17 protein-coding genes and 1 other RNA gene are annotated in these 24172 nt (G+C 51.7%); 3 read left to right on the top strand and 15 right to left on the bottom strand.

Going from position 1 to position 24172, the window contains the following annotated elements; all coding sequences use genetic code 11:
• Positions 1–323: 323 nt before the first annotated feature.
• From AC0YNS_RS31000 to AC0YNS_RS30955, 10 genes are all read right to left on the bottom strand, one after another.
• A complete protein-coding gene (locus AC0YNS_RS31000; RefSeq protein ID WP_475784720.1) occupies positions 324–1601 on the bottom strand; it encodes a hypothetical protein in 1278 nt (425 codons plus the stop codon).
• 177 nt (positions 1602–1778) lie between these two features.
• Complete coding sequence (locus AC0YNS_RS30995; protein ID WP_475784719.1) at positions 1779–2666, bottom strand: carbohydrate ABC transporter permease; 888 nt, start codon at positions 2664–2666, stop codon at positions 1779–1781.
• Between the two features lie 14 nt (positions 2667–2680).
• Entirely contained in the window at positions 2681–3571 is an 891-nt protein-coding gene (locus AC0YNS_RS30990; protein ID WP_475784718.1) for an ABC transporter permease, read from the bottom strand.
• 117 nt (positions 3572–3688) lie between these two features.
• A complete protein-coding gene (locus AC0YNS_RS30985; RefSeq protein ID WP_475784717.1) occupies positions 3689–5407 on the bottom strand; it encodes a type 2 periplasmic-binding domain-containing protein in 1719 nt (572 codons plus the stop codon).
• A gap of 127 nt (positions 5408–5534) precedes the next feature.
• On the bottom strand, positions 5535–6611 hold the full coding sequence (locus AC0YNS_RS30980) for a response regulator transcription factor (protein ID WP_475784716.1): 1077 nt from the start codon (positions 6609–6611) through the stop codon (positions 5535–5537).
• Positions 6608–8404 carry a sensor histidine kinase gene (locus tag AC0YNS_RS30975; RefSeq protein ID WP_475784715.1) on the bottom strand — a complete coding sequence of 599 codons (1797 nt, stop codon included), beginning with the start codon at positions 8402–8404 and terminating at the stop codon, positions 6608–6610. The genes AC0YNS_RS30980 and AC0YNS_RS30975 overlap by 4 nt, the downstream gene beginning before the upstream one ends.
• A gap of 49 nt (positions 8405–8453) precedes the next feature.
• On the bottom strand, positions 8454–9005 hold the full coding sequence (locus AC0YNS_RS30970; protein ID WP_475784714.1) for a GNAT family N-acetyltransferase: 552 nt from the start codon (positions 9003–9005) through the stop codon (positions 8454–8456).
• A gap of 163 nt (positions 9006–9168) precedes the next feature.
• Positions 9169–11088 (bottom strand): YhgE/Pip family protein, encoded by a 1920-nt coding sequence (locus tag AC0YNS_RS30965; RefSeq protein ID WP_475784713.1) that lies wholly within the window; start codon positions 11086–11088, stop codon positions 9169–9171.
• 232 nt (positions 11089–11320) lie between these two features.
• The gene (locus tag AC0YNS_RS30960; protein ID WP_475784712.1) at positions 11321–12286 is read right to left on the bottom strand and encodes an aldo/keto reductase; all 966 of its coding nucleotides are present in this window, start codon (positions 12284–12286) and stop codon (positions 11321–11323) included.
• A gap of 31 nt (positions 12287–12317) precedes the next feature.
• On the bottom strand, positions 12318–15020 hold the full coding sequence (locus AC0YNS_RS30955; RefSeq protein WP_475784711.1) for a UxaA family hydrolase: 2703 nt from the start codon (positions 15018–15020) through the stop codon (positions 12318–12320).
• 330 nt (positions 15021–15350) lie between these two features.
• On the opposite strand from AC0YNS_RS30955, the gene AC0YNS_RS30950 reads away from it, so the two are divergent.
• Together AC0YNS_RS30950 and AC0YNS_RS30945 are read left to right on the top strand one after the other, a co-directional pair.
• The gene (locus tag AC0YNS_RS30950) at positions 15351–16280 is read left to right on the top strand and encodes an ABC transporter ATP-binding protein (protein WP_475784710.1); all 930 of its coding nucleotides are present in this window, start codon (positions 15351–15353) and stop codon (positions 16278–16280) included.
• A complete protein-coding gene (locus AC0YNS_RS30945; RefSeq protein ID WP_475784709.1) occupies positions 16273–17217 on the top strand; it encodes an ABC transporter permease in 945 nt (314 codons plus the stop codon). The genes AC0YNS_RS30950 and AC0YNS_RS30945 overlap by 8 nt, the downstream gene beginning before the upstream one ends.
• A gap of 96 nt (positions 17218–17313) precedes the next feature.
• Here the strand turns inward: AC0YNS_RS30945 and ssrA are convergent.
• From ssrA to AC0YNS_RS30920, 5 genes are all read right to left on the bottom strand, one after another.
• Positions 17314–17679: a transfer-messenger RNA gene (gene ssrA / locus AC0YNS_RS30940) on the bottom strand.
• Between the two features lie 223 nt (positions 17680–17902).
• The gene (gene smpB / locus AC0YNS_RS30935; RefSeq protein WP_091225616.1) at positions 17903–18382 is read right to left on the bottom strand and encodes an SsrA-binding protein SmpB; all 480 of its coding nucleotides are present in this window, start codon (positions 18380–18382) and stop codon (positions 17903–17905) included.
• Between the two features lie 115 nt (positions 18383–18497).
• Positions 18498–21557, bottom strand: coding sequence for a ribonuclease R (gene rnr, locus AC0YNS_RS30930; RefSeq protein WP_475784708.1), 3060 nt, complete (start codon positions 21555–21557; stop codon positions 18498–18500).
• Between the two features lie 202 nt (positions 21558–21759).
• On the bottom strand, positions 21760–21996 hold the full coding sequence (secG, locus tag AC0YNS_RS30925) for a preprotein translocase subunit SecG (RefSeq protein ID WP_090986128.1): 237 nt from the start codon (positions 21994–21996) through the stop codon (positions 21760–21762).
• 113 nt (positions 21997–22109) lie between these two features.
• Positions 22110–23045, bottom strand: coding sequence for a phytanoyl-CoA dioxygenase family protein (locus AC0YNS_RS30920; RefSeq protein WP_475784707.1), 936 nt, complete (start codon positions 23043–23045; stop codon positions 22110–22112).
• A gap of 150 nt (positions 23046–23195) precedes the next feature.
• Here AC0YNS_RS30920 and AC0YNS_RS30915 point away from each other — a divergent pair, with 150 nt between their 5' ends.
• Entirely contained in the window at positions 23196–24116 is a 921-nt protein-coding gene (locus tag AC0YNS_RS30915; RefSeq protein ID WP_475784706.1) for a helix-turn-helix domain-containing protein, read from the top strand.
• Positions 24117–24172 lie beyond the last annotated feature (56 nt).

Genomic DNA, 24172 nt, shown 5'->3' with positions numbered 1-24172 from the left:
TTTATGACCATTTGACTGGTCGCTCATTGTTCAGTTTTCAAAGAACAAATACTTCGTGTTACTCTTGTTTATTTCCTTCCGGCTCATGACCGGAATTAGATCTTACCATGAATCGAAGCATGATTGCAAGCTTTATTTTTCAACTTGTTTTTGTCTCGATCACCGCTTCCAAGTTAATGTCTCGGAGGCAGAAATAGAATATAACATGGAAGACATGGGTATAGCAACAGGTATTATTATACAATTTATCTCAACTCTAGTTACCCCTCTATACCAAAAAGGCTCGACTGCTCGTGACAGTCGAGCCTTTACTTCTATAATACTTATTTTAAACGGTCGGTAAAGAAGGACATGCCTCGTTTGAACGCCGTCATGCCATACAGCATGGAGCTCCAATCGATCACCGTTACCTTCTCCGGATACCAGCGCTCTGCTCCTTCAAGATGCCACCAGGAGAAACGATGCACCCCGTATTTGTAGGCAGCTTTGAATTTGGCCTCATCTACCGGGTCTTGTGGATTTGTATACACGTCATATGGAATATGCAACTGATACATCGCATACATATCGTGAATGCCCGCAGGGTACACCGGCAAGAAGCCGGCTACGATATAAGCGGAAGCGACATTTCCCGGCGAATCATTGATTTTATCGGCGTGATACGTGTTATAGAGGCCGTCATTGGCTCCCGCTCCATACCCCCACACGTAGGAAGGCACATCGCTAAGCTCTTTCCACTTCAACCGGTCTGCCAGACAAGCATTCTCATAGAACTTATTGTAGGTTTCGCTCTTCGCATAGTCCGGCACTAAATAGTAAGGGAACTGATGCACGAATGAAGACAGAAACGCCAGATGGTTGTCGGTTGTGTTCGTGTCGGTGATGACCGGAATATCCCGGTAAAGCTTCTGCGGATAATGGTTGATTTTATCAACCGCAAACGTGTTATCCCATAGCTCGGCGATATCGGGGTGATCCGGCTCGGCGAGCTTGGCCAAATAAGCAACCATTACATATTCGTTAAAAGCGGGCAGCGGTGCGATTCCTTTACCGTCTTTGACAATCATGTTGATGATGCCTTTATCCTTATCGGCGATGACGACACTCCAATCGATCTGATCCAGCAAATCATGGGCCATCACGTCGATCTCCGGCGCATTTTCTTTAAAATGCTGTCCAGCGAAGAGCGCTCCGGTTACGAGCAACGTCGTATCAATCGTCGATATTTCAGAACCCACGTCGTTATTGCCCGAGTCCATATCTATGAAATGCGCGAAGAAGCCGGTCGATTCATCTCTAGTAGGACGGCAGCCATCTACGTTGCCCAGTGCGGCGTTTAAAGTAAGCTTCACCTTCTCCGCCGCTTGATCATCCCAACCTTCATGATCCGCGACACATAGGCTGATTAAGCCGACTCCGGTAGCAGCCACAGAGCACATTTGCTCTGGATTACTACCAAAGCTGAAATAGGCGTCGCCATACAGACCGGTACGCGGATTGCGGCAAGCGTCAATCAAGCGGTACGAATCCATATGCTGGCGATCAGCGAACGCTTTGACCTTCTCCGAAAGCTGTTCGTATACTTCCATCGTTTGCTTCATAACACTCTCTCCTTCACTACCAAATTCTATTGAAACGTTTCAATACACAATCCATCATAATTTGGAAACTAAAGCGCGTCAAATATTAATGTAATCGCTATCATTAATTCACGATATTAATAGCAACAACCCACATCCTCATACGGATGTGGGTTTGTACCGTTCTTCCTATCAGTTCTACTCCTTCACGGCGCCGAGCATAATACCGGATACGAAGTATCTTTGCAGGAAAGGGTATACGATTAGCATCGGCACCATGGCGATAAACACCTTTGCCGAGTTCAGCGTCCGGTTAGACAGCTCCGAAAGCTTCTTATATTGTTCCGGCGTCAGGCTGGTGCCAACCGGAATGTTGACGACCAACTGCTGGATATAAGTTTGAAGCGGATATTTCGCAGCCGTATTCATCAGCACCAAGCCGTTAAAGAACTCGTTCCAATGATAAACGGCAAGGAACAACGCAACCGCAGCAAGCACAGGAATCGAGCATGGGATATATACCCGAAACAGAACGGACCACGGACCGGCTCCGTCGACTACGGCTGCCTCATTCAGCTCCTTCGGCAGATTCTTGAAGAAGTTCATGATCAGAATGACGTCGAAGACCGGCACACCTCCGCCCAACACCAACGCCCAGATCGTATCGATCATGTGATAGTTTTGAATCGTGAGATACCAGGGGATTAATCCTCCGTTAAACAGCATACAGAAGACAAGGACCCACATGAAAGTATTGCGCATTTTAAAATCTCTCTTAGGCCGAGCCAGCGGGTATGCCATTAATACGGTCATCAGCAAGGAGAACGATGTACCTAGCACGGTGCGCTGGATGGAAATCCAGAACGCGTTAAAGAACAGGCTGTCGTTGATAATTTCCTTATACGGGGCCAAGGAGAAGCCGATCGGATAAATGGTAACCAAGCCTGCATTAGCGGCCGACTTGATGGAGATGGATACACAGAACGTATACCACAGCGGGTATACGCAGCTAATAAGCAGAATACCGAGGACGATAATATTGGCAATTTCAAACGTCCGCGAGCCTAACGTTGTATTTCTGACCAATGCAGCGTCCTCCTTCAGAATACCGTGTAATCGGCATAGCGATACGCCAGACGATAGGATATGAAAATCAGTACAAAGCTAATGACCGACTTGAACAACCCGGCAGCCGTCGCCAGCGAGAACTGAAGATTTTGCAAGCCCAGCCGGTATACCCATGTGTCCAAAATATCTCCGGTTGAAAATACAAGCGGGTTATACAGGTTATACACTTGATCGAAGCCGGCGTTCAGTACGTTACCTAAACTTAAGACGCCCAGCAGAACAACCGTGGTCGTCAGCGCGGGAAGCGTGACATGCCGGATCATCTGCCAGCGATTAGCGCCGTCAATAGCAGCCGCCTCGTACAGATTGAGATTAATGCCTGTCAGTGCCGCAAGATAGATAATCGCGTTATAGCCGAACTCTTTCCACACATCACTTCCAATGACGATCTGCCGGAAAATGCCCGCATCCGCCATAAACAGTTTTGGATCATGGCCAAACATGCCGATAACCGTATTGATAACGCCATAATAGCCGAAAATCCCAATGACAATCGTGGACATGATCACCCATGACAGAAAGTGCGGCAGGTAAACAAAGGTCTGAACCAGCTTCTTGTAACGCAAGCTGCGAAGCTCATTTAGCAGAATGGCGAAGATAAGCGGCACAATCAGATTAAGCACGATTTTGCCGACAGCGATGATTAAGGTATTGACGATAACCGTCTTGCTGTCATTAAGCTGAAACATATACTTGAAGTTCTCCAGCCCGACCCACTCGGATTTGAACAGTCCCGCTCCCGGATTATAATTCTGAAATGCCATCAGAATGCCGAACATCGGCACAATGCTGAACATCACAAGCCAGACCATACCCGGCAGCAGCATCAAATAATAGTGCTTCTGATGGCCCAATTTTCTCATTCCGTCTAACCTCCCTCTCCCTTTCCCTATTCTTATTCCTATCCCTGTCTCTCGCCGGATAGTAAAGCTTGCGAGAGGCACCCGAACCGGCAGTGCCTTCCGCAAGCTTCTGCATCATTACTTCTTCAAGAGTTGTGCAACTTCCGCCGTGATCTCATCTCCGCCTTGAGACTTCCAATCACTCACAAACTTGTCGAAGGAGTCGATGGACGCTTGGCCCAGGATGATTTTCATAACCGTCTCATCTTCCATCTTCTTCAGATTCGCCCATTTGGTTTCCATGGTTAGCGTCTGGTTGTAGGTTACGCTGAAGACCTTCTTATCAATTGGAACCGTTGTGAACGGACGATCGCCAATCAAGAGGGAATACAAGCGCTGGAAGTCGCCGAAGTTCGCCGTGCTGAAGTTGCTGACATTGAGATCATCGTATGGAGGCTTAACGACGTCCTTGACCTTCTTGGCATCCGCATACATCAGTTTGTACAAGCTGTTAGGCTTGTTGTAATCCTCAGCGTTCGTCTCGCCCTTCAGTACTTTCAGCAGCTCGGTATACTCGTATTCCGTCTCGTTGGCCGCAGCCATAACGTTGCGGAGCGGATACCAGCCCACATTAACCGATAAATCGAAGGTCGATTCATCGCGCACAAGTGCGTTATTCATGATCATGATGGCTTTAACGACATCCGGCTTGGCGTTCTTACTGATAACGGTGTACGTGCTGCCGGTCGTCTTCATATGTGTATTCCACTTGTTGTCGTCTGTATAAACCGGATAGGCCTGCCAGTTCGCAGTCGGATCGTTCTTGAAGGAGTCCCCGTTGCCATAGCCGCCATTCCACCAAGGACCGAAGAAAATCCCCGTCTGATTGGCATTGATCGGATCGCCCACGTTGTCACGTGTGCCCACCTCGGGATCAATAAGCCCTTTTTTGTACCAGTCAGCCAGCAAAGCCAACGTTTTCTTCGTATTGTCGGAAGTCGTTCCGTACGATACCGATCCGTCGCCATTGTCGAGCCAGTAGCCCGGATAAGCATCATTCGCACCAAAAATCGGATCGAAGCCGCCCATGTTATTGGAGGAAACGAGGAAGGTTGAATAAGGGAACGAGTTTTTGGAAGGACCGGCGATACCGATCGTTTTGTCCCCGCCAAGCTTGTTATCAATAAACGCTTTCGCCGTTTTCTCGATATCAGACAAAGTCTTCGGCACCGGCAGACTCAGCTTATCCAGCCAATCCTTGCGAATCCAGAGAACGTGAACGCCATCGGTATCCACCGTGATGTTCGGAAGCGCTACCATTTTACCGTCATAGCTGGCATTCTCGAGTGCACGGCCCTCGGTGCTCGCCATGATTTCCTTCACCTGCGAAGATTGATATTGATTGAAAATATCGGTGATATTATACAGCAATCCTGAGCTGGCTGCTTTGGTCATAAAGGAACGGTCGTCGACAACCATACCGTCGGGCAACTTACCCGAAGCGATAGTCAAGCTGACCTTCTGCTTAAAGTCGTTACCGGTAGCCGCGGTCCAATCGACAATAATGTTGATGTTGTACTTATCCTTCAGATAACGTGTGTACGGGTTGTTGCTTACACTGTCGCCTTCCGGCAGCGTCTTGTCCGTCGGATCCACCACCATGCCGATGTGAACATCAACAGGCTTCGGGAATTTAGAGAAAGCCAGATCATCTCCCGTTAATGCCGGGGTTGCGGAGTTCGAGTCTGAATTTGAAGACGCTTTCAAATCATTGTTCGATGAATCATTGGAACTACATGCCGTCACAGTTAAACCAAGTAATGCAGTGGAAAGCAACAATGCCATTTTCCTTTTCATCTTAACCCTCCCCTTTGTTTCTTGCCTTTTCATTGTACATGGGAAGCGAAGAAAAAAAGTCAGACGGATGTGCCGCGTTTTGCGGCGAATACAGGACTGAGGTGGATATTTGTTCGATCGATTGCAATCAATCGTCCCCCTTGTGGAATTGCGCTCGAAATTCGGAGGGCAACAGACGCGTCTGCTCATAGAAGAGCTGAGAGAAATACTTGGAATCATTGTAGCCTACGGCATGAGCCACCCATGCGATGGACTGATTGGTTTCGCACAGCAGCCGCTCGGCAGCTCTCATCCGCTCTTGCCTTAAGTAATCATTGAACGTCGAACCCGTCAGCTTCTTAAAGCATTGGCTAAAATAACTCCGGCTCATATGCACATGATCCGCGACTTCCTCGGCATGCAGCGTGTTGGAAGCCTGCTCGCGAATGAACCATACCGCCTTGAGAATACTGGTCGTCGTGTTCGTAAAGTCCGCTGAGGCCCTAACCTGTGCGTACACACGTTTCCTGTAATCGCGCAGCCATTCAACCGCCGAGCGAACGTCATTGGCCTCCGAGCGGAGTTCGATATCCAGTGCCGTAATCGTCTCGAGTTGGGAAAGGACACGCATGAACAGGCCTTCTACTCGGCGAAAAGAAACCTTGGCTTCAATTGTCTGCTTGCATAAGCGCTGAAAAACCGATTCATTATACAGCCAGTAGTGTGAGCGCCACTCTTGCTCCAGCGCGGACCAAACTTCTTCCTCTTGTGAGCGAATGTTGGACTCTGGGTCAGGAGAAGCAAGCGATATCGCAGGCGACTTAGCTTCGGTCTGACGCGACTTTTCGCCGGTCATTTGCTGCTGGATTCGTTTCAATATTTGCTCGTCGTCCTCGGATTCCAATCGGACCTTCGATAGGTAATCGAGTGCCCCCATGCGATAAGCCGTTTGCACATTCTCGAACTCTTCGTGGAAGGATAAGATCACGGAGCGCAGCCCCGGGAATCGTTGCTTTGTCACCTGAAGCAGCTCCATGCCCGACATGACAGGCATCGAGAGATCCACGAACATGAGATCCACCTCATGCCTTTCCATAAACTCCAGCGCCTTCGCGCCGTTGGCCGCTTCCCCGACAACAACCATATCGTGACTTGACCAAGGCATGATCGAAATCAATCCTTTGCGCGCCAGTTTGTCATCATCAACGACTAATACTCGGATCAAATCGCTTTCTCCTCTCTATGCTGAAGATAAGGTAGATCTAACGTTACCGTTGTGCCTTGGTTCGGCGTGCTCTCTATACCCATACGAGCGTTATGGCCATAAAATGATTCCAGCATGGATCGCACATAACGAAGCCCGATCCCCCATCCCGTCTGCTGCTGATCCGGCGTATCGCGCTGCAGCAGTGCCAGCGTCTCATGACTTAACCCTTTGCCATCATCGCGGATGATAATGTGCACCATCTGCGCCGTTTCATCAGGAGAGATGGAGATTTCCAGCATGCCGTGATCATCAAGGCCGTGACAGACGGCATTCTCTACGATGGGCTGCAAGATAAACCTAGCTACGGGGCTATCCAGATAGCTCCCTTCCTCGATCTCCAGCTTTACTTCAAAATCATGCCGCATCTGCTGAAGCTCCAGGTAAGTTCGCATGACCTCTGTTTCCGATCGGAAGGTCGCGGTTTCCTTTGATTTACCTAAGTTATAATTCAACAGATTAATTAGCGAAGAAACAAATTTCTCAATCTTCGCCTGCTTATGCATCACTGCCAGCCAGCGCACCGAATTGAGCGTATTCATCAGAAAATGGGGATTAATCTGGTAAGCCAGCTTCTCGATCTCCAGCTGATGCCGCCGTTTCTCCTTCTGCTCCACGTCTATAATGAGCTGCTGAATTTGCCGTTTCATAATATTGAACTGATCGAATATCCGGTCAAATTCATCGATCCCCGTACGATACTGGCTGGTCCCCATGTAGCCCTTGCCAAACGTCCTCATTTCCCTCTCAATGAGTTGAAACGGACCGTTAATGAGCCGCCGCAACAGCAGCGTAAGCAGAAACATCATCAGCAGGGCAATAGCGAGAATCCAATACATATGATTCTTCCATGTATAGAGCTCATGATTGTAATAAGAGACGGGAAGCAGCAGCGTAATGCCGTAGCCGTAATCGCCAGTCATTCGGTTCCATACATAACCGTCTGTTGAACCCGATTGTCCCGTTAGCATGAGCCGTTGGCCGGCCGCAAAAGCCGTTGAATCGCTGCTATTATAGGTCACCAAACCCGCAGAATCCGTGAAAACAAGCGAATAGGGCATGTTTACGCTTTCTGAAAGCGAATTCATATCTGTCGAAATGTCGGTCTTGGCTTCTACATAAACGACTAACTGCGTTCCGTCTGAGAATTTCACTTCCCGTGTGACGGACACCACCTGATCATCGCTGAATCGACACAACGATTTATGCGGGGACTGGTATTTCAGCTGCCCCATACCAGAGACATCAGGTAAGGATTGCAGCGTAAAGTCTCCCCGCAGAGGCAAATTCGATAAAGTAGGCTGTCCGGTTTCGGTATGAAAATACATCACCAGCTCCATGGCCGGATTAGAAAATGTGATTAATCCAATATTGTAGGAGATATCACGAGAGAGAATACGCTGACTATAAGAGTCCTTGGCAGAGAGATAAGACTCCATCAGATTGCCCACCGTGCCTTCCGGCGTCATCTGCTGCGTAACCTGAAGCAAGTTATTGTACATTTGGTTCAGCTTCGTTGTTTGCTGGTATAGATCGAAAGCCATGGAGGTCTTGATTTTATCGTGCTGCATGGTATAGATCGCATTGTAAGAGACCAGTGCCATTAAGCTGGCGAAGCCGACTAAGCCAACAGTCAGCAAGATCATAATTCGTTTGCGCAGCGAGGAGAAACCAAACCGATTAAGCAGCACATGCAAGAAACTTATTTTCCTGGGAATCGTTCTGGTCGTCTTTATCGAGCGAATGCCCCGCACCTCCGCCACCTCACTTTAAGTATGGAACAATATTCGCCGTTTGGGTGGTTTATCCTTCTTGCAGCAAAACTGACCATTCTCTTGTCATCTTGGTTGGCAGGATTCGACTTTGCCTCTCTAAGAAGCCGGCCCGCTCCACTTGATACAGATCATAGACTTGCTGCGTCGAATTGATCGATTCATAGAGCTGCGGGTTGCGATCATTCGCGAGCTGAACATACGGCAGCTTCTCTACCGCCTTTTTGGAACGAATATTGTGGCTGCGAATCTTCAAATACACCGTCTCGATGCGATGTTCAAGAAACAGCTCTGTCATGAAGCATTCTTTTGCCCGCGCATTGTACCCTTGGCCAAAATAAGGAGCTCCTATCCATGTCGCCAAAAAGCCTGTTCTATTCCCAATATCGTATAACTGAATCGTACCAATCGGATGTCCAAGCTCATTCATAATCGTTCTCGAAATCAAGGTTCCCTGTGATTCCTGTGCGATCCACTGTTTAGTGGTGAACAAATATTCTTCATAGGACCGGCACTTATTACGGACGTAAGGAAAAACGGCAGGATCGACCATCAAATGATGCAGCGAATGGCATTCATGCAAATCATGTTTTTTTAGTATTGTGAACGACCACCCTACTCCTTCTGATTCGTCTCTTGGACCATTCCAGTTTATAAAAGGAGGTAGGGGTTTATATGAATTCCAGTTATAGGTTTTGTAAACTTCTACTTCGCGTTGAAGGCACCAGCTGGCTGTAGACAATGGATTAAGTGCCTTCCGCGAGCCCGCTTCTTACCTTCAATTTCTTATGCAAGTACGACAGAACCATCCATGTGAGCAAGGCCGGAACTACCGCAAAAATGACCAATATCAGCGCATCCTGCCGCACAAGCGCGTAGTCGCCTGTTGAAAGCAGTGCGCGGAATCCTTCCACCGAATACGTCATTGGTAATCCCCCGTGAAGCGCCTGCATAATGCCCGGCGTCAACTCCGCAGGGAACACGCCTCCGGTAGCCGTCAGTTGCAGGACGAGAACGATAATGCCCAGCAGCTTCCCGAAATCGTCAAACGCCGTAATCAGCACTTGAACGACGGACATATATACAAGGCTGGATAAAAAGGCGAAAGCGAAAAATTCGAACGGGAAAGACGGACTTAAGCCGACCCCGGGGATCAGAATTAAGCTGGCGACGGCGCTCTGAACGAACGCGATGAGGGCGAGCACGCCGAATTTCGAGAAGAACCATAACAATCCCGACGGGGGAGGCGCACTCGTCGCTCGGAAGGAAAAGACATTGCCAAATAAGAGCGCACCGATATAGAGACTGAGCGAGACGAAAAACGGCGCGACCCCCGTTCCGTAGTTTGGCAATGGATGAAGGGCCTGCTCCTTCAAATGGACGGGATTGGCGAGCATCGCGAATAAATGATCCGACGCGTGAATATTTGCCGCTTTCGCCGCCCCTTCCGATAACCCCCGGCTCAGCTCTGCGCCTCCTTGCGCGAGCGCTTGCTGGCCGTCCGACAATTTACCAACGTTGGTCGTAAGACTGCTCCACCCGCCGGCCACTTTATGGATACCATCCGCAGCAGCAGTTACGCCGTCGCGCAGCTTGGATGCGCCAGCTCCAAGTGCCGCCAGCTGGCTCGCGAAGAGTCCGGCTCCGTTCGATAGCTGTGCCGCACTGCCGCCGGCTTCCGCAACGCCTTTGGACAGCGCGTTTACACCGCCGCTTACTCGATCGATCGCATCGGACATCTGCTTGCTTTGTTTTCCGATGAGCGTCAGCTCTGCATCTTTGGCCTCATCAGGGTGAGCTGCCAGCCATTTCGACAACGCATCACTCAGTTGCTTTGCCGAAGCCGACGCTTTATCCGCCCCTTGAGCAGCGTCCGTACTTCCGGCTTTGAGCTGATCCATCGCGCTGCTCAGACTTCCCAAGCCGCCGGAAAGCTTAGTGGCGCCTTGTCCTAACTGCTCGGCGCCTCCGGATAAGCGCCCCGAAGCAGACGCCAGCTCGGCAGCACCTTGTTCCAGCCTCGATATAGGAGCTTGTCCATTACGTAATCCTTCGAGAAGCGCTTTCGTGCCGTCAGCCGACTGCATAAGGCCGGTATCGAGCCGTGATGCTGCATCGCTCGCCTTCTGGAAGCCCGTGCCGAGCGGGGTCAGCTGTTCGTAAATGGCTTTCGCGTAGCTTGCCGATAACTCTTCCGATAGACGTTGCCTGATCGTTTCGACTGCCGATTTGCCAATTTTGCTCACGATATAATTAAGGCCTTCGTTCAGCTTCAGGGTCAGCTCAAGCGGCGTTGGCTGATCTGTCCCCAAGGTTGTCGCCCGATGCGAAAAGTCGGAAGGAATGAATATTTCGAAATAAAAATTTCGGTTCCGCAGCCCCTCATCCGCTTCCTCCGCATTAATAAACCGCCATTCTAAGGAACGGTCCTTCTTGAGCTCGTTCACGAGATCATTGCCAATCGCAAACGTTTTACCTTGAGAATCAACCGGCTGGTCCTCATTCACGACAGCGACCGGCAGCCTTTCCAAGTGCGCGTAAGGATCCCAATAGGTCCATAAATAAGTACCGCTGTAAAGTGAGGGTATTAAGCACATTGCGATTATCGGTACGAGCCTTTTCCGCGATCCAAAGAGCGTGCGCCATTCATTCCATAACCAGTTCAAGACATTCGCCTCCCGAAAATTCAACCGATTCGACCTCGTACCACCATTTTCTTAGTATCTATCAAACGAGAGAAATCATTCCGAAGATGCCAGCTTATTCATGCACAACAATTACCCTTCCAATTAGGTAAAAGAAAACCCGGAAAGCCTAAAAACCCCATCCGCAATGGCAGATGGGGTTTACATTTGGTGGAGGCTAGCCGCGGCTATGTTAAGCCACTATGCTTAGCCATTAATCAAATCGATTCGCTTCCGGATCGTCCACATCGTAGCCGAAGGCATCAAGCGCCGGCCATAATTCAGGGGCAATCGGGTAATTCGCGAGTTCCACCGTCTGAGCGACACGTTCCGGCTTGCTCATGCCAACGACCGTGCTGGTGACACGCGGGTCGCGAAGCGAGAACTGAAGGGCTGCGGCTGCCAGAGGGACATTAAACTCCTGGCACACTTTGACGAACGAGCGCGCTCTTTCCAATACGATCGGCGAAGCTTCGCTATAGGCATAACGGGCGTATGCATCCGGACCTTTGGCCAAGATGCCGCTGCCATAAGGAGCACCGTTGATGACGGCGACGCCCATGCGACTCGCGACATCAAGCAGAGGTTCGGCAGCTCGATTAAGCAGCGTATAGCGATTGTGAGTTTCCACCGCGCTAAACGCTCCCGTTTCTACGTATTGAATGAGCAAATCGATCGGTCCGCCGGATATGCCGATGTGATCGATGACTCCCTCACTCTGAAGCTTCTGCAGTACTTCGAGCGGACCTCCGGATCCCATGACATTGTGGAAAGTGGTATGTTCAGGATCGTGGATATAAACGTATTGCAGACGATCAAGTCCCAAGCGCTCAAGGCTTTCTTCGACGGAACGTTTGATTTGTTCGCCGCTGAAATCGCCGGTCGCGAAGTCGCGGTCGGCTTTGGTGGCGAGCACGTAACCCGCCGGAAGCCCGCCATTGGCTTGAATGGCCTTGCCGATCCGTCGCTCGCTCTCGCCAAAGCCATAGGATGCAGCTGTATCTATAAAGTTGATGGGACTTTCAAATGCGGTGCGCAGCGTTACCAAGGCTTGTTCTTCCGGCGTGCCATATTGAAAGGTTTCCGGCATATCCCCGAGCGGGGCGGCTCCAAGACATAGCGACGTTACGTGCAGGCCGGTATTACCGAGCGGCCGTTTGGATAATAGTGTGTTCGACATTGCGTGATCCTCACTTTCATAGATGGCTGCGTTATAGTGATACGCCTAAAAAGCCCCGCGTCAATTGGAAATCGATATTACCTTGCTGATAGAGACGCGGCGAATAAGTATGTTCCAGCACTTGCTTGCTGAGCTCGAGAATTTGGTTCGCCCATACATCGGGGCTGCCCGAGAGCACCAAATCGACATCTTGCTGATGTTTCTGCAGCACGGCCTGCTCGGATGCGATTTGCAGCATCGGGACGAAAGGATGCGTCTGCATCGGTCGATTGCCGATCAACGCGATCACAATTTCCACACCGGTAGCTACAAGTCCCGTGACCGTCTCGACCCAATGTGTCGTTGGCGTCTCCATAATGTGGAATCCATTGCGGCGAACATGTTCCCCATAGGCGATGGATGGCTGAGCTTGAGGTGCAGTAAATAGATGTTGGCCGAACGCATCCACCGCAAGCAATCCGCTATTCTCAGGAACGACGACCAAACCTCCTGCACCGACAACCATCTTGGCAAGCGCTGCCAGCTGCTCGCCGGCATCGTCGCTTATGGCGCCGTCGCTAACGATCCCGATGCGCAGTCCTTCCAGTCCGACCGTCACCTTCTCCGCAGGCGCAGCCGCGACCAATCGTTCGGCGAACCAAGCTTCGACCTTCTCGCTCACCTTGGCGATTCCGCCGTCAAGCTGGATGCTCGCATAGCCGAGACGGCTCGCATCAACGCCATTGACTTCCATCTGATGGCGCATATAATCGTTGTGCGTTTTCTCGCAGCCATGTTCGAGCAGCAAACAATGCTCTACCATCGGGTGCGTGATGTAGCCGATCATCGTGCGGGCAAACAGCGATTCGGCCGATCCCCCGGAAGCGCCGCAGCCCTCCGTGTGTGCTAACGCGACGAAGCCCGAGAGATCGGACTGCCCCGCTCCTTGCTTGTTCAGTCGCTTGGTGATCATGCCCGCTACCTGACCGGCACAGAGGCTGGTCGGCACAATCAAGCCGATATTCCCGCTGGACTGCCGATCACGCTGCCGAGTCAAAGTAAATTGAATCGGGTTGGCCAACGCTGCAGCATCCTCTTGAATGGCGATCGGAGCTCCTGTCGGTGTGGGTGCGTGCAGCAGCGTCTGCAGCTGGCTCGCATCGTTCTGCTGCCAGTTGCGCCAAATTTGTACCTGGGCATGGCCCGCTTTCTCGCCGACGCTTTGCTGGCCGGAGGCAATTTGAATCGCCAATTCGAATACCTCTTGTCCCAGCTCATCCATCGACTTGCCTTCCAGATACTGACCTGCGTTCACATCCATATCGTTCGACAGCAGCTGGAAGCGGCGAGTTGTCGTGACCACCTTGACCGTCGGCACATACGGGAAATTGGTTATCGAACCATTTCCCGTCGTAAAGAAGATCATGTTGCAGCCTGCGGCCACCTGCCCGGCGATGCTCTCCAGATCATTTCCGGGGCTGTCCATGAAATAGTAGCCGCCATCCTTCATGAGCTCTCCGTACTCGGTTGCATAATCAATCCGCGTTGCAGGGTCTTTCTTCATCGCGGCGCCTATGGATTTGAGATAGATGTTGTACAAGCCGCGATACATGTTACCGCCGGACGGGTTACCTTCCGCGCTTGTTCCATGCCAAGACGTGCGCTCCTTAAAGCGGTCCAGCAGCTCCAGAAATTTACGCGCGGTTTCCACATTGCGTACCTTTGACAGGACATAGGGCTCTGCGCCAATCAATTCATCGGTTTCGGCCAGGCTGGCCGCGCCGCCGTAACGAACCAATTGTTCCGAAACCCAGCCAAGAAGGGGATTCGCGGATACGCCGGAAAAAGCGTCCGAACCGCCGCACTGCAAGCCGATTCGCAAGTGGCTTATGGATTCAGGCGTCCGCTGCATCGCATTGACCGTCGGCAGCCACTCCCGTACTAATGCTTCACCTATAATCAGTTCCTCTTCGAAGCTGCCCGTGAGCGATACGAACTTATGAAGGACTTCATCAATGGGGTAGCTATGCTCGCGTGCATAAGCCTCCACCATCTGGTTCGTGACCGATTCATTGCCGTAATCGACAAGCAATACCGCACCGACATTCGGGTTGACCATAAAACCGGCGAGCGTCCTAAGCAGCAAGTCCACGTTATTCGGCTTCTCCGTGCCGCCCTCCGTGTGCGCAGCGGGGACAATTCCATCGATATTCGAATAGTTATCGCATTCGCCTTGCAGACGAGCGGCTAGCATCTTCACATAACTGCCCGTGTGCGACGTGGTGCCAAGCAGTACGACGTAGTTGCGCGTGCCGACCCCGCGATCTTCATGCCGGCGATACCCCATAAAGTTGCGCGTATCCGTATAAGCCGGCGATGCCGGAGCAGGCTGGAAGTTCTCCTCATCCAGGATATAAGGATGAGCTTGATCCGCGAAATTGGGCACAGGCGGCAGCACGAATGCCAACTTGCGCACACTGAGCGCTGCCAGAACGGTTTCGTTGATTACATAGTGACCGGGATCAATCGGCATAAGCGCCACGCCGAAAGGCAATTGCCACGAAAGCAGCTCATCGCCGGGAGCGATCGCTCGTACCGCGAACCGATGGCCTTCCATAACGGTGTAATCCAAGACGAAGGATTGGTTTTCATACTGAATGACAGTGCCGGCGTTCAATTGGCGAATCGCAACGGCGCAGTTATCCCCGGGCAAAGGAAGTCTGGCTACTTCTTCAAATTGGTAAACGACGTCCATCGATAATCGGCTCCCTTAACATCAAAATTCCCGCGACATCCAACTCTATCGTTGGGTGCGCTTACATATCATCCATTCCTATAAGGCCAACTGGCATGTTTAGTAAGATTATATCACGAGATTAAGGTTGCGTGGCGTAGATCCTTCTTCATCTAATTCATAGGAACACGTAGTGGAAAACAGAGGAGCAGTCACCTTTTAACAACAATAATACATCTTTATATAGTAAAAATTTATTGTAAAACAATAATTATTGAATTAGAATCATATTAAAACATTGAAGTGCTCGCTCACACGCTTCAGCCATTACCATATAGAAGGAGATCGATCATGAGCAATGAACCCGTCCTCAGCTTGCGTCAAGTAACCAAACGAATCGGCCGTTCCACGATCATTGATAATCTAACATTCGATGTTCCGCAGGGAGAAATTTTCGGATTCTTAGGGCCCAACGGGGCCGGCAAGACGACCACCATTCGCATGATGGTTGGCTTAATGTCCATTACCGAAGGCGAAATCTTCATCAAAGGGAAAAATATAAAAACCGAGTTCGAGCAAGCGATCCGTCATGTCGGAGCCATCGTGGAAAATCCGGAAATGTACAAGTATTTGAGCGGCTATCACAATCTCGTTCATTATGCGCGAATGGTGCCGGGCGTGACCAAGGCACGCATCGATGAGGTAGTCAGCCTCGTTAAGCTGGACAATCGGATCCGTGACAAGGTGAAGAAGTATTCTCTGGGAATGCGTCAGCGATTAGGAGTAGCGCAGGCACTCCTGCATCGTCCGTCCCTGCTCATTCTGGATGAGCCGACCAATGGGCTTGATCCGGCGGGCATTCGCGAGCTTCGCGATTATTTGCGCCTGTTGACCCGCACGGAAGGAATTACCGTCATTGTCTCCAGCCATTTATTGTCCGAGATGGAGCTGATGTGCGATCGCGTTGCCATCCTCCAACAAGGCAAGCTGGTCGATGTGAAACCGATTCAGGAGTTTGTTCAGTCGGCAAACCAAACGCAAACCTTCGTCATAGAGGCGAAACCGGTCGATCGCGCACTGGATGCCATGAAGGCGATTGCGTATGTGAAGGAAGTGAAGGCTCTTCCTGAAGGGCTGGCGTTTGTGGCTGAGAAGGAGCGGATTCCGGATATCCTGATGGATCTGATGAGAGTGGATGTCAGAATTTACGGTGTTCAAGCACAACGTCAATCCTTGGAGGATCGATTCTTAGAAATAACGGGAGGCGGACAAATTGGGTAGTCTGTTGCTAAACGAAAATATGAAGCTGTATCGCCGAATCCGAACGTGGATCATGATCGGAGTCATGATCGTTATTCTTGGCTTTGTGAACTTCGCGGCATGGAACGACTACAGTAATGACCCGAAGAGCGGTACTTGGCAGGAGCATGTCGCCGCGGAGAAACAATCCCGACTGCAAGCTTTGCAGAAGCCGGATCTGAGCAAGGAAAGTCAAAGCAACTATGAAGAGCTGGTAGCCCTATACGAATATCAGCTTAAGCACGATATCCGGCCGGTCGATGGCACGCTTTGGATGGGTATTCATATATCGACGAACTTCGTGATTCTGGTTACGTTATTTACCGTTATTGTCGCAGGGGACAGCATGGCCGGCGAATTCTCCTCCGGCACGATCAAGCTGCTGTTGATCCGACCGAGCAGCCGGCTCAAAATCCTTCTGTCTAAATATGTATCCATGATTCTATTCGGGATCACGCTCCTGATCATCCTGTTTATCGTATCGATCTTGATTAACGGAATGTTGTATGGATTCGGGCACATCGACTTGCCCTTGCTAAGCGTTAATGCTGACGGAGATGTTGTGGAACAGAACATGGTCGCGAACCTGCTGCAAACGTACTTGCTTAAAGGGATATCGACGATTATGTTCGTTACCATTGCCTTCATGATTTCGACAGCGTTTCGCAGCAGTGCGATGGCCATCGGAATCTCCCTCTTTGCCATGTTTGCGGGTCAGATCGCTACCGAGTTCCTCCGCCCCTATGCCTGGAGCAAGTACATTTTGTTTGCGAATATCGATCTGTCCCCCTATTTATCAGGCCACCCTTATCAAGAAGGGATGACCCTTGCTTTTTCAGTTGCTGTACTGATCGTTTACTTCATCGTGTTCAATCTGGTCTCTTGGCTCGTATTTACGAAGAGGGATGTTGCTGCGTGATTGTGAAGTGGTGAACGAAAGGCATCAGTAGCGACGAATTATTTGCAGCTCTACAAAAGCAAAAACCACATCCTCATGCGGATGTGGTTCTACATTTGGTGGAGGCGAGGGGATTTGAACCCCTGTCCGAAGACAACGCCACACAGGCTTCTACGGGTGTAGTCACAGTTTTGATGTCACCCGAGCAGCGCCCCGTAACCGGCTCTGCGTTGGGTCAGCCTGATTATCTTCTTCCGTCGACCCCAGGCGGAGACCGAAGCGGCGTATCCCACTATATGTGAGCCCCTATCCCAGTCACATGGGCGATGCTGAGGAGGAGCACGCTAACAGGTTATTAAGCTGCTAAAGCGTAGTTGTTTTGTGATTTGCCGTTTAATAGGCTTTAGCGTTGATGAAGTGGACGCGTCCCCACTACCCGCAACCCATGCTCGAACTATCCCCGTCGAATCCATAAACGCCCCCAATATCGCATAAACGGCTCCATACGTTCCGTTTAGCAGGTAAGACGCTCTGTCGACTGGTACCGCCTAACGTTCAGGCAGTCTCAACGTACTTGAGCATGTAAAACGATACTTCGTCGTTCGTTGCTTACTTAGTATAACACAGGTGCCGCCTTCGTGAAGGCATGTCTTTCTGGAAGCGATGGCGACGTTCACCATTACAACCAGCAGCCGAACAATCCCGACTATCTGGCAACCTTCTGCTTCTCACGCAATGCACGTTGAATATCGCGCTGCGCATCCTTCTTCGCCGCCGATTCTCGTTTATCGTACTGCTTCTTCCCTTTACCAAGGCCGAGCAGCAGCTTCGCGTAACCGTTGCGAACATAAATCTTAAGCGGCACGATTGCATAGCCATCTTGCTTGGACAACCCAAGCAGCTTATGAATCTGAACCTTGTGCATCAATAACTTGCGCGTCCGAGTCGGATCATCCGGATTGCTTCGGTTACCTTGCTCGAAAGGACTGATGTGCAAATTGTGAATGAAAATCTCACCGTTCCGAATCGTGGCAAACGCATCACCAATGTTGGCCCGTCCCATCCGAAGCGACTTAATTTCACTTCCCATCAGCACCATGCCCGCTTCAAAGGTATCCTCGATGAAATAGTCATGGGAAGCCTTCTTATTCTGTGCCAGCTGTTTCCCGTCACTCTTCTTCGCCACTTCTATCCCACCTCTCCAGTAATAAACGGACTCCTAACCATTGCAGTCAGGAGTCCATTGTAACAACTTTACAGATTGAAATCAAGATTTGGTAAAAGCAAGCTTCAACCGCGTATTACAAGCGTTTCTTCCGCACAAAAGCTGCGGTCGAGTTGCCGTCTTTCTTCTTCTTACGCGGCTTCGAGCCAGTGCCGCCAGTACCGGCTGTGCTAGTGCTCCCTGCATCAGGTGCAGGCGTTACAGGCGTAGACTCACCGCCAGCCGGTTTCTTACGGCGAGAGCCGGTTCCACCGGCAGCACTGCCGCTTCCGCCACCATTGCCGCCGCCGCTTCGGGAAGATCCTCCACGACCGGAGCCGGAAGAACGACCGCCAAATCCGCGGTCACCGCCGCCGCTGCGTGAGCCTCGGCCACCGCCACCATCACGACCGCGCGAACGGTAAGCATCCGGATCTTCACCGTTATCCTTAAGCGACCCTGCATTCAGAATCGGCAAGCCCCACATATCCGTGCGGACTGCTTTACGCTTAGCTTCACCGGACTCGCCGCCACTACGCGCTGCACCATCCGTACCGAGAAGCCGATCGAGGTTGAAATCATCCTCCGGCTTCCATGCACGCGTATCGCCTTCGCGACGCACCGGCACGACTCCCGCGCCTTGCGTCGCCGCTCCGCCGCTGCGCGCCGCTTCGCCGCCGCGGCCCTTGCGCCTGCGTCCGCCGCGCTCGCTGCCGCCGCGCTCCGCCTGCGGCGCTCCCGCTCCGCTGCTGCGCGTCGCGCCCGGCTCCGCCGCAGCTGCGCCGCCGCGCCGCTGGCCGCGTCCGCGCGGCCCAACGGCCGCTTCGCGCGCCACCGCCGGCGCGCTGCCGCCTCCGCGGCCCTCGCGCGCGCCTGCGCCTCCGCGCCCGCTGCGCTGCGCGGCTGCGCCGCCACGCTCGCGGCCTCCGCCGCCGCTGCGCGAACCGCGGCCGGCTCCGCTGCGGCCGCCGCCAAGCCCATACTCGCGCGCACGGTCGGCGCCGTCAGCGCTCTTATTCTCGAGCATCCCAAAATCAATGGTATGCTCATCCATATTCACCCGCTCCACGCGGATGCGCACCTCATCGCCGATGCGGTACGTCTTCGACGTACGCTCGCCGATCAGCAGCATGTGCTGCTCGTGGAAGTGATAATAATCGTCCGAGAGCTCGCTCAATCGAATGAGCCCCTCGACCGTATTAGGCAGCTCCACGAAGATGCCGAAGCTCGTCACGCTGCTAATGATGCCGTCGAAATCTTCGCCGACTTTATCGAGCATGTACTCGCATTTCTTCAGCTTCTCCGTGTCGCGCTCCGCTTCAACCGCGAGGCGCTCCCGCTCCGACGACTGCTGCGCGATATCGGGCATACGCGCTGTCAGCGCTTCCTGACGAGCATCCGTCAGCGTGCCGCCATTCTCGAATACTTCGCGCATGACGCGGTGGATGACAAGATCGGGATAACGCCGAATCGGCGACGTGAAGTGCGAGTAGAACTCGGCGGCAAGGCCGAAGTGGCCGAGACTCTCCGCATCGTACTTCGCCTGCTTCATCGAACGCAGCATCACCGTCGATATAACGGTCTGCTCCTTCGACCCGCGCACATCCTCAAGCAGCGTCTGCAGCGCACGCGGATGAATGACGCTTCCGCCTTTGCCTTTAATCGTATACCCGAAGTTAGCCGCAAACTGCACGAAATGCAGCAGCTTCTCTTGATCCGGATTATCATGCGTCCGGTACAGGAACGGTACCTTCAGCCAGTGGAAATGCTCCGCCACCGTTTCGTTCGCTGCTAACATAAACTCTTCGATAATCGATTCCGCAATGGAACGCTCACGCTTCACGATGTCGATCGCTTTGCCATCGCTGTCCACAATGACCTTGGACTCGATGAAGTCAAAATCAATCGCGCCACGCTTCATCCGCATATTGCGCAAACGCATCGCAAGCTCTTCCATCAGCTTGAACGTCGGTACCAGCTCGGCATAGCGCTCCATAACTTCGGGATCCTCATCCGCGACGATTTTGCGAACATTCGTATAGGTCATACGCTCTTTCGTCCGAATGACGCTCGTAAACACTTCATGGCGCACGCGCTTAAGCGTAGCTGCATCAAACTCCATCTCGCAGGATAGCGTCAATCGATCCACCTGCGGATTTAAGGAACAGATCCCGTTCGACAAGCGGTGAGGCAGCATCGGAATAACACGGTCCACCAAGTACACGCTGCATCCGCGGCGGTAAGCTTCTTGATCCAGTGCCGAATTTTCTTTTACATAGTAACCGACGTCTGCTATATGCACGCCCAGCACGAAGTTGCCGTTCTCGAGGCGTTCCACATTAACTGCATCATCCAGGTCTTTAGCGTCCTCGCCATCGATCGTTACAATGACCTTATCGCGCAGGTCACGGCGGCCTTGACGCACAATCTCATCCTCCGTGATGGAATCCGGAGCTGCCTCGGCTTCTGCCATCACATCATCAGGGAAGCTCTCAGGCAGCTGATGCTTCCGAATAATGGAGAGAATATCAATGCCCGGGTCATCCTTATGACCGAGCACCTCAATGATTTCACCTTCAGCCGCCGAACGGCCTTCCGGATAGGACACGATGCGCACGACAACCTTTTGGCCGGTTACCGCGCCTTTAAATTGACCCTGTGGAATAAAAATATCCCGATTAATCCTTTTATCATCCGGCAGCACGAAACCATACGACTCATGATGATCAAATGTTCCGACAATTTGCGTCACAGCGCGATCGATGATCTTCACGACTTCGCCTTCCATGCGACCGCCGGATGCGCTCTTCGAAGTGACGCGCAGGAGCACGATATCGCCGTTCATCGCACTCTTCAGATCGTTGGCGTTGATGTACACATCGCCATGTCCCTTGTCCTCAGGGATTAAGAAAGCAAAACCTTTCGCATGACCCTGTACCCGCCCGCGCACCAAATTCATCCGCTCCGGAAGCCCGTAGCGGTCGCTGGAATTCCGTACGACTTTGCCCTCATTCTCCAGCTCGTTTAAGACTACAAGGAAATTGCGGAACGATGCCGCATCTCCCTCTCCGCCCAGCTGCTTATCTAGCTCTTGGTAGGTCATCGGCTTGTACGCCTGCTCACGCATAAACTCCAGCAGCTGCTGCTCTGTTACCATAACTTCTCACCTCATGTACCACTTCGGTTGATAGATTTGCCATATACTATATAGTATACACGAAAGGTATGGCCACCATCCGCACCAGCCTGGCAAAAATAACAATTTTCGCCGGTGGTATATACTCAGTCAACTTTTTCCAGTTCCAACAAGCAACAAAAAAAGCGAGCCCTAAGCCCGCTTTCTGTACATCTTATTTCATTTACGCCTTAACTAGGTACGCAACAACCAGAGCAGTAATAAAGAAGCCTGCTGCCACTGCAATTGTCATACGCTGTAAGAACAGGTCCAAGCCGCGTGCTTTAGTCTTACCGAACAAGTGCTCAGCACCGCCGGAAATTGCACCCGACAACCCAGCGCTCTTCCCTTTTTGCAAAAGTACAACTGAGATCAGAGCCAAGGAGAAAATAATAAGCAAAATTTTAAAAGTGATTTCCATAGTTCCACCTCCTGCGCACAAGGAGCAAATTTAAAGTTTGCCGTGCCTTGCCTAAGGAGACAAGACCTAGAAACAACAATATTATTGTACCATAGCAAGGTGGCTAATACAAGCTAACAGATTTTGTCCTTCTGCCAGCGGATCTCCTCGTTGAATGGCAGGAACGTGAACTGCTCCTTCTTCCAATAGTACTGCAGCTCCTCGCGTGTCCAGCCCTCGTACAGTTCATCCCACTCGAATGGCCCGTGCGGCAGCAAGGAGGCGTTCTCGATTGGTTGGCTGGCAGGCTGAAACCGCAAATCGAGCGACAAGCGCACCCGTCCGGGAATCGTGTTGGCAAGCGCCTTATGCACCGTCAAGCTGTGGAAAATCAAGATGTCTCCCGCTTCATAGTCGGTCTCCGCCCATTCATAACCAAGCCCGCAAAGAATCGACTCCAATCCCCCGGCACCGGGATTAGCCGTCACCGTAAGCAGCCCCGTATCATGACTGCCTTCAAGTACCGATAAACCGCCGAGCGCCTTAGGCACATCGCCGATTGGTGCCCAGCAGGTCCATGTGGTGTAGCTGCCCTGGATATGGAGAAAATCTTGATGCGGCGGCGTCACGTTCAGCTTGTCGCTTGGCAGCATAATACGAGCAATATTGCGAGGATGCGGGAAGGTGCGTTCACCGAACAACGTATCGAACAAACCAAGCAGCTTGGGATGATGAGCCACAGCATGGAAGGATTCCAGCTTCTGAACCTTATGATAAACCTGCTGCGTCGTTCCGATTCCATTCCAGTTCAGCTCTTCGACCGTCATGTTGTCAATAAGCGGCTGATTGCCAATCCCATCAAGCAGCGGCGCTTCATCGTCCAGAAGCCCTTCTTCCTGCAGGACATTCAACATCTGCCCCCGAAGCTCTATCACTTCTTCCCGAGTGAAGAAATGCTTAAAGAACAGATACCCCTTCTTCTCCGCTTCGCGTCTTAGTTCCTCAGGTGCCGCCAATAAAGGTGTCGCATCTTCAAAAGACCGCGTTGCCGGTTTAATTGCCGGATCCATCGCCATCCCACCCTTTCATCCCATTAGGAATTTGTCGATTGTCGACTTTATAAATCCATTATATGCTTAGATGAAAGCGGTGTATTTATTTGCATCCGACGGATTTTTAACTCTGAGCGACATTCTGATTCACAAGAGGGGGCACTCAACTTGTCCAACGGTCCCGCGCCAACCATTAGCTGGCAATCGCTGCAGCCTGCCGTTTGGTATGCCAATAAACTGCAGTGTCTGCCGGGCTTCTCGTTCGGTCCAAGGGTTATCGATGAGCATCAGTTTATTTTCGTTGCCGCCGGTCACGGAACGGCTTTCATTCAAGGCGAGTCTTACAGCGCTCTCCCCGGCTGCTTGTTCTACTACGGCCCCGATACGGTGCATCACTTCATCGCCGATGAGGCAGCTCCGTTTCTCTTATACGGCTTGCACTTCAGCTGGGAAGAACATAACCCCTTAGAGAGAAGCTCAGGGATTAAGATTCGCGATACCGCCAAATTCGACCCGGCGCAAGACACTACGCAAGATAATAGAATGCTGGTCGGAAGCGCAGATCTTCCGGATGATTGTCTCCAATTCCAAGATATGCGGCAGCTGTCTGTGGATCGGTTCGAGCCTCGCTTTGCACGTCTGGCCGAATGCTACAGTGCCGAATCGCGAGCCTATACAGCTCCGCTCCTTCGCGGACTTCTGCTAGAACTGCTTGCTGCCATTAAGCAAGATGAGCTTCGCAAGTCCAGCAAGCAGCAGCCCCTAACTCCTATCATTAGCGCGATCGCAGCCAAATGCGACGAGCACGCTCGCGAACGTTATGACCATAACTGGCTTGGACAGTGGAGCTCCTACCACCCTGATCATATGGCAAGACTCTTCCGCGCACAGATGGGAACGACCCCCTATGATTATTTCATGAGTCGCAAATTGCTGCTAGCCAAGGAGCTGCTAGCCCATTCCGAGCACTCGATCCTCGCCATCGCCGATGAGCTTCAGGTCGGTTCCATTCACAACTTTACCAAATGGTTTAAACAACAGACCGGCGTACCTCCAGGTCAATTCCGCAAGCATTCTCGCTTTATCTAGCACTGGCAGCATGCAGCATGCAAAAAAGGCTCCGCAATCCCAAGCCGGGAACGCAG

The organism is Paenibacillus sp. J22FR21 (assembly GCF_056269135.1).
This window is presented reverse-complemented; position numbering and strand designations above follow the sequence as displayed.

Coding starts and splice junctions, on each gene's coding strand:
- AC0YNS_RS30990 (WP_475784718.1), bottom strand. CDS start 3,571: ATGAGAAAATTGGGCCATCAGAAGCACTATTATTTGATGCTGCTGCCG.
- AC0YNS_RS31000 (WP_475784720.1), bottom strand. CDS start 1,601: ATGAAGCAAACGATGGAAGTATACGAACAGCTTTCGGAGAAGGTCAAA.
- AC0YNS_RS30920 (WP_475784707.1), bottom strand. CDS start 23,045: ATGGATCCGGCAATTAAACCGGCAACGCGGTCTTTTGAAGATGCGACA.
- AC0YNS_RS30955 (WP_475784711.1), bottom strand. CDS start 15,020: ATGGACGTCGTTTACCAATTTGAAGAAGTAGCCAGACTTCCTTTGCCC.
- AC0YNS_RS30985 (WP_475784717.1), bottom strand. CDS start 5,407: ATGAAAAGGAAAATGGCATTGTTGCTTTCCACTGCATTACTTGGTTTA.
- AC0YNS_RS30950 (WP_475784710.1), top strand. CDS start 15,351: ATGAGCAATGAACCCGTCCTCAGCTTGCGTCAAGTAACCAAACGAATC.
- AC0YNS_RS30960 (WP_475784712.1), bottom strand. CDS start 12,286: ATGTCGAACACACTATTATCCAAACGGCCGCTCGGTAATACCGGCCTG.
- secG (WP_090986128.1), bottom strand. CDS start 21,996: ATGGAAATCACTTTTAAAATTTTGCTTATTATTTTCTCCTTGGCTCTG.
- rnr (WP_475784708.1), bottom strand. CDS start 21,557: ATGGTAACAGAGCAGCAGCTGCTGGAGTTTATGCGTGAGCAGGCGTAC.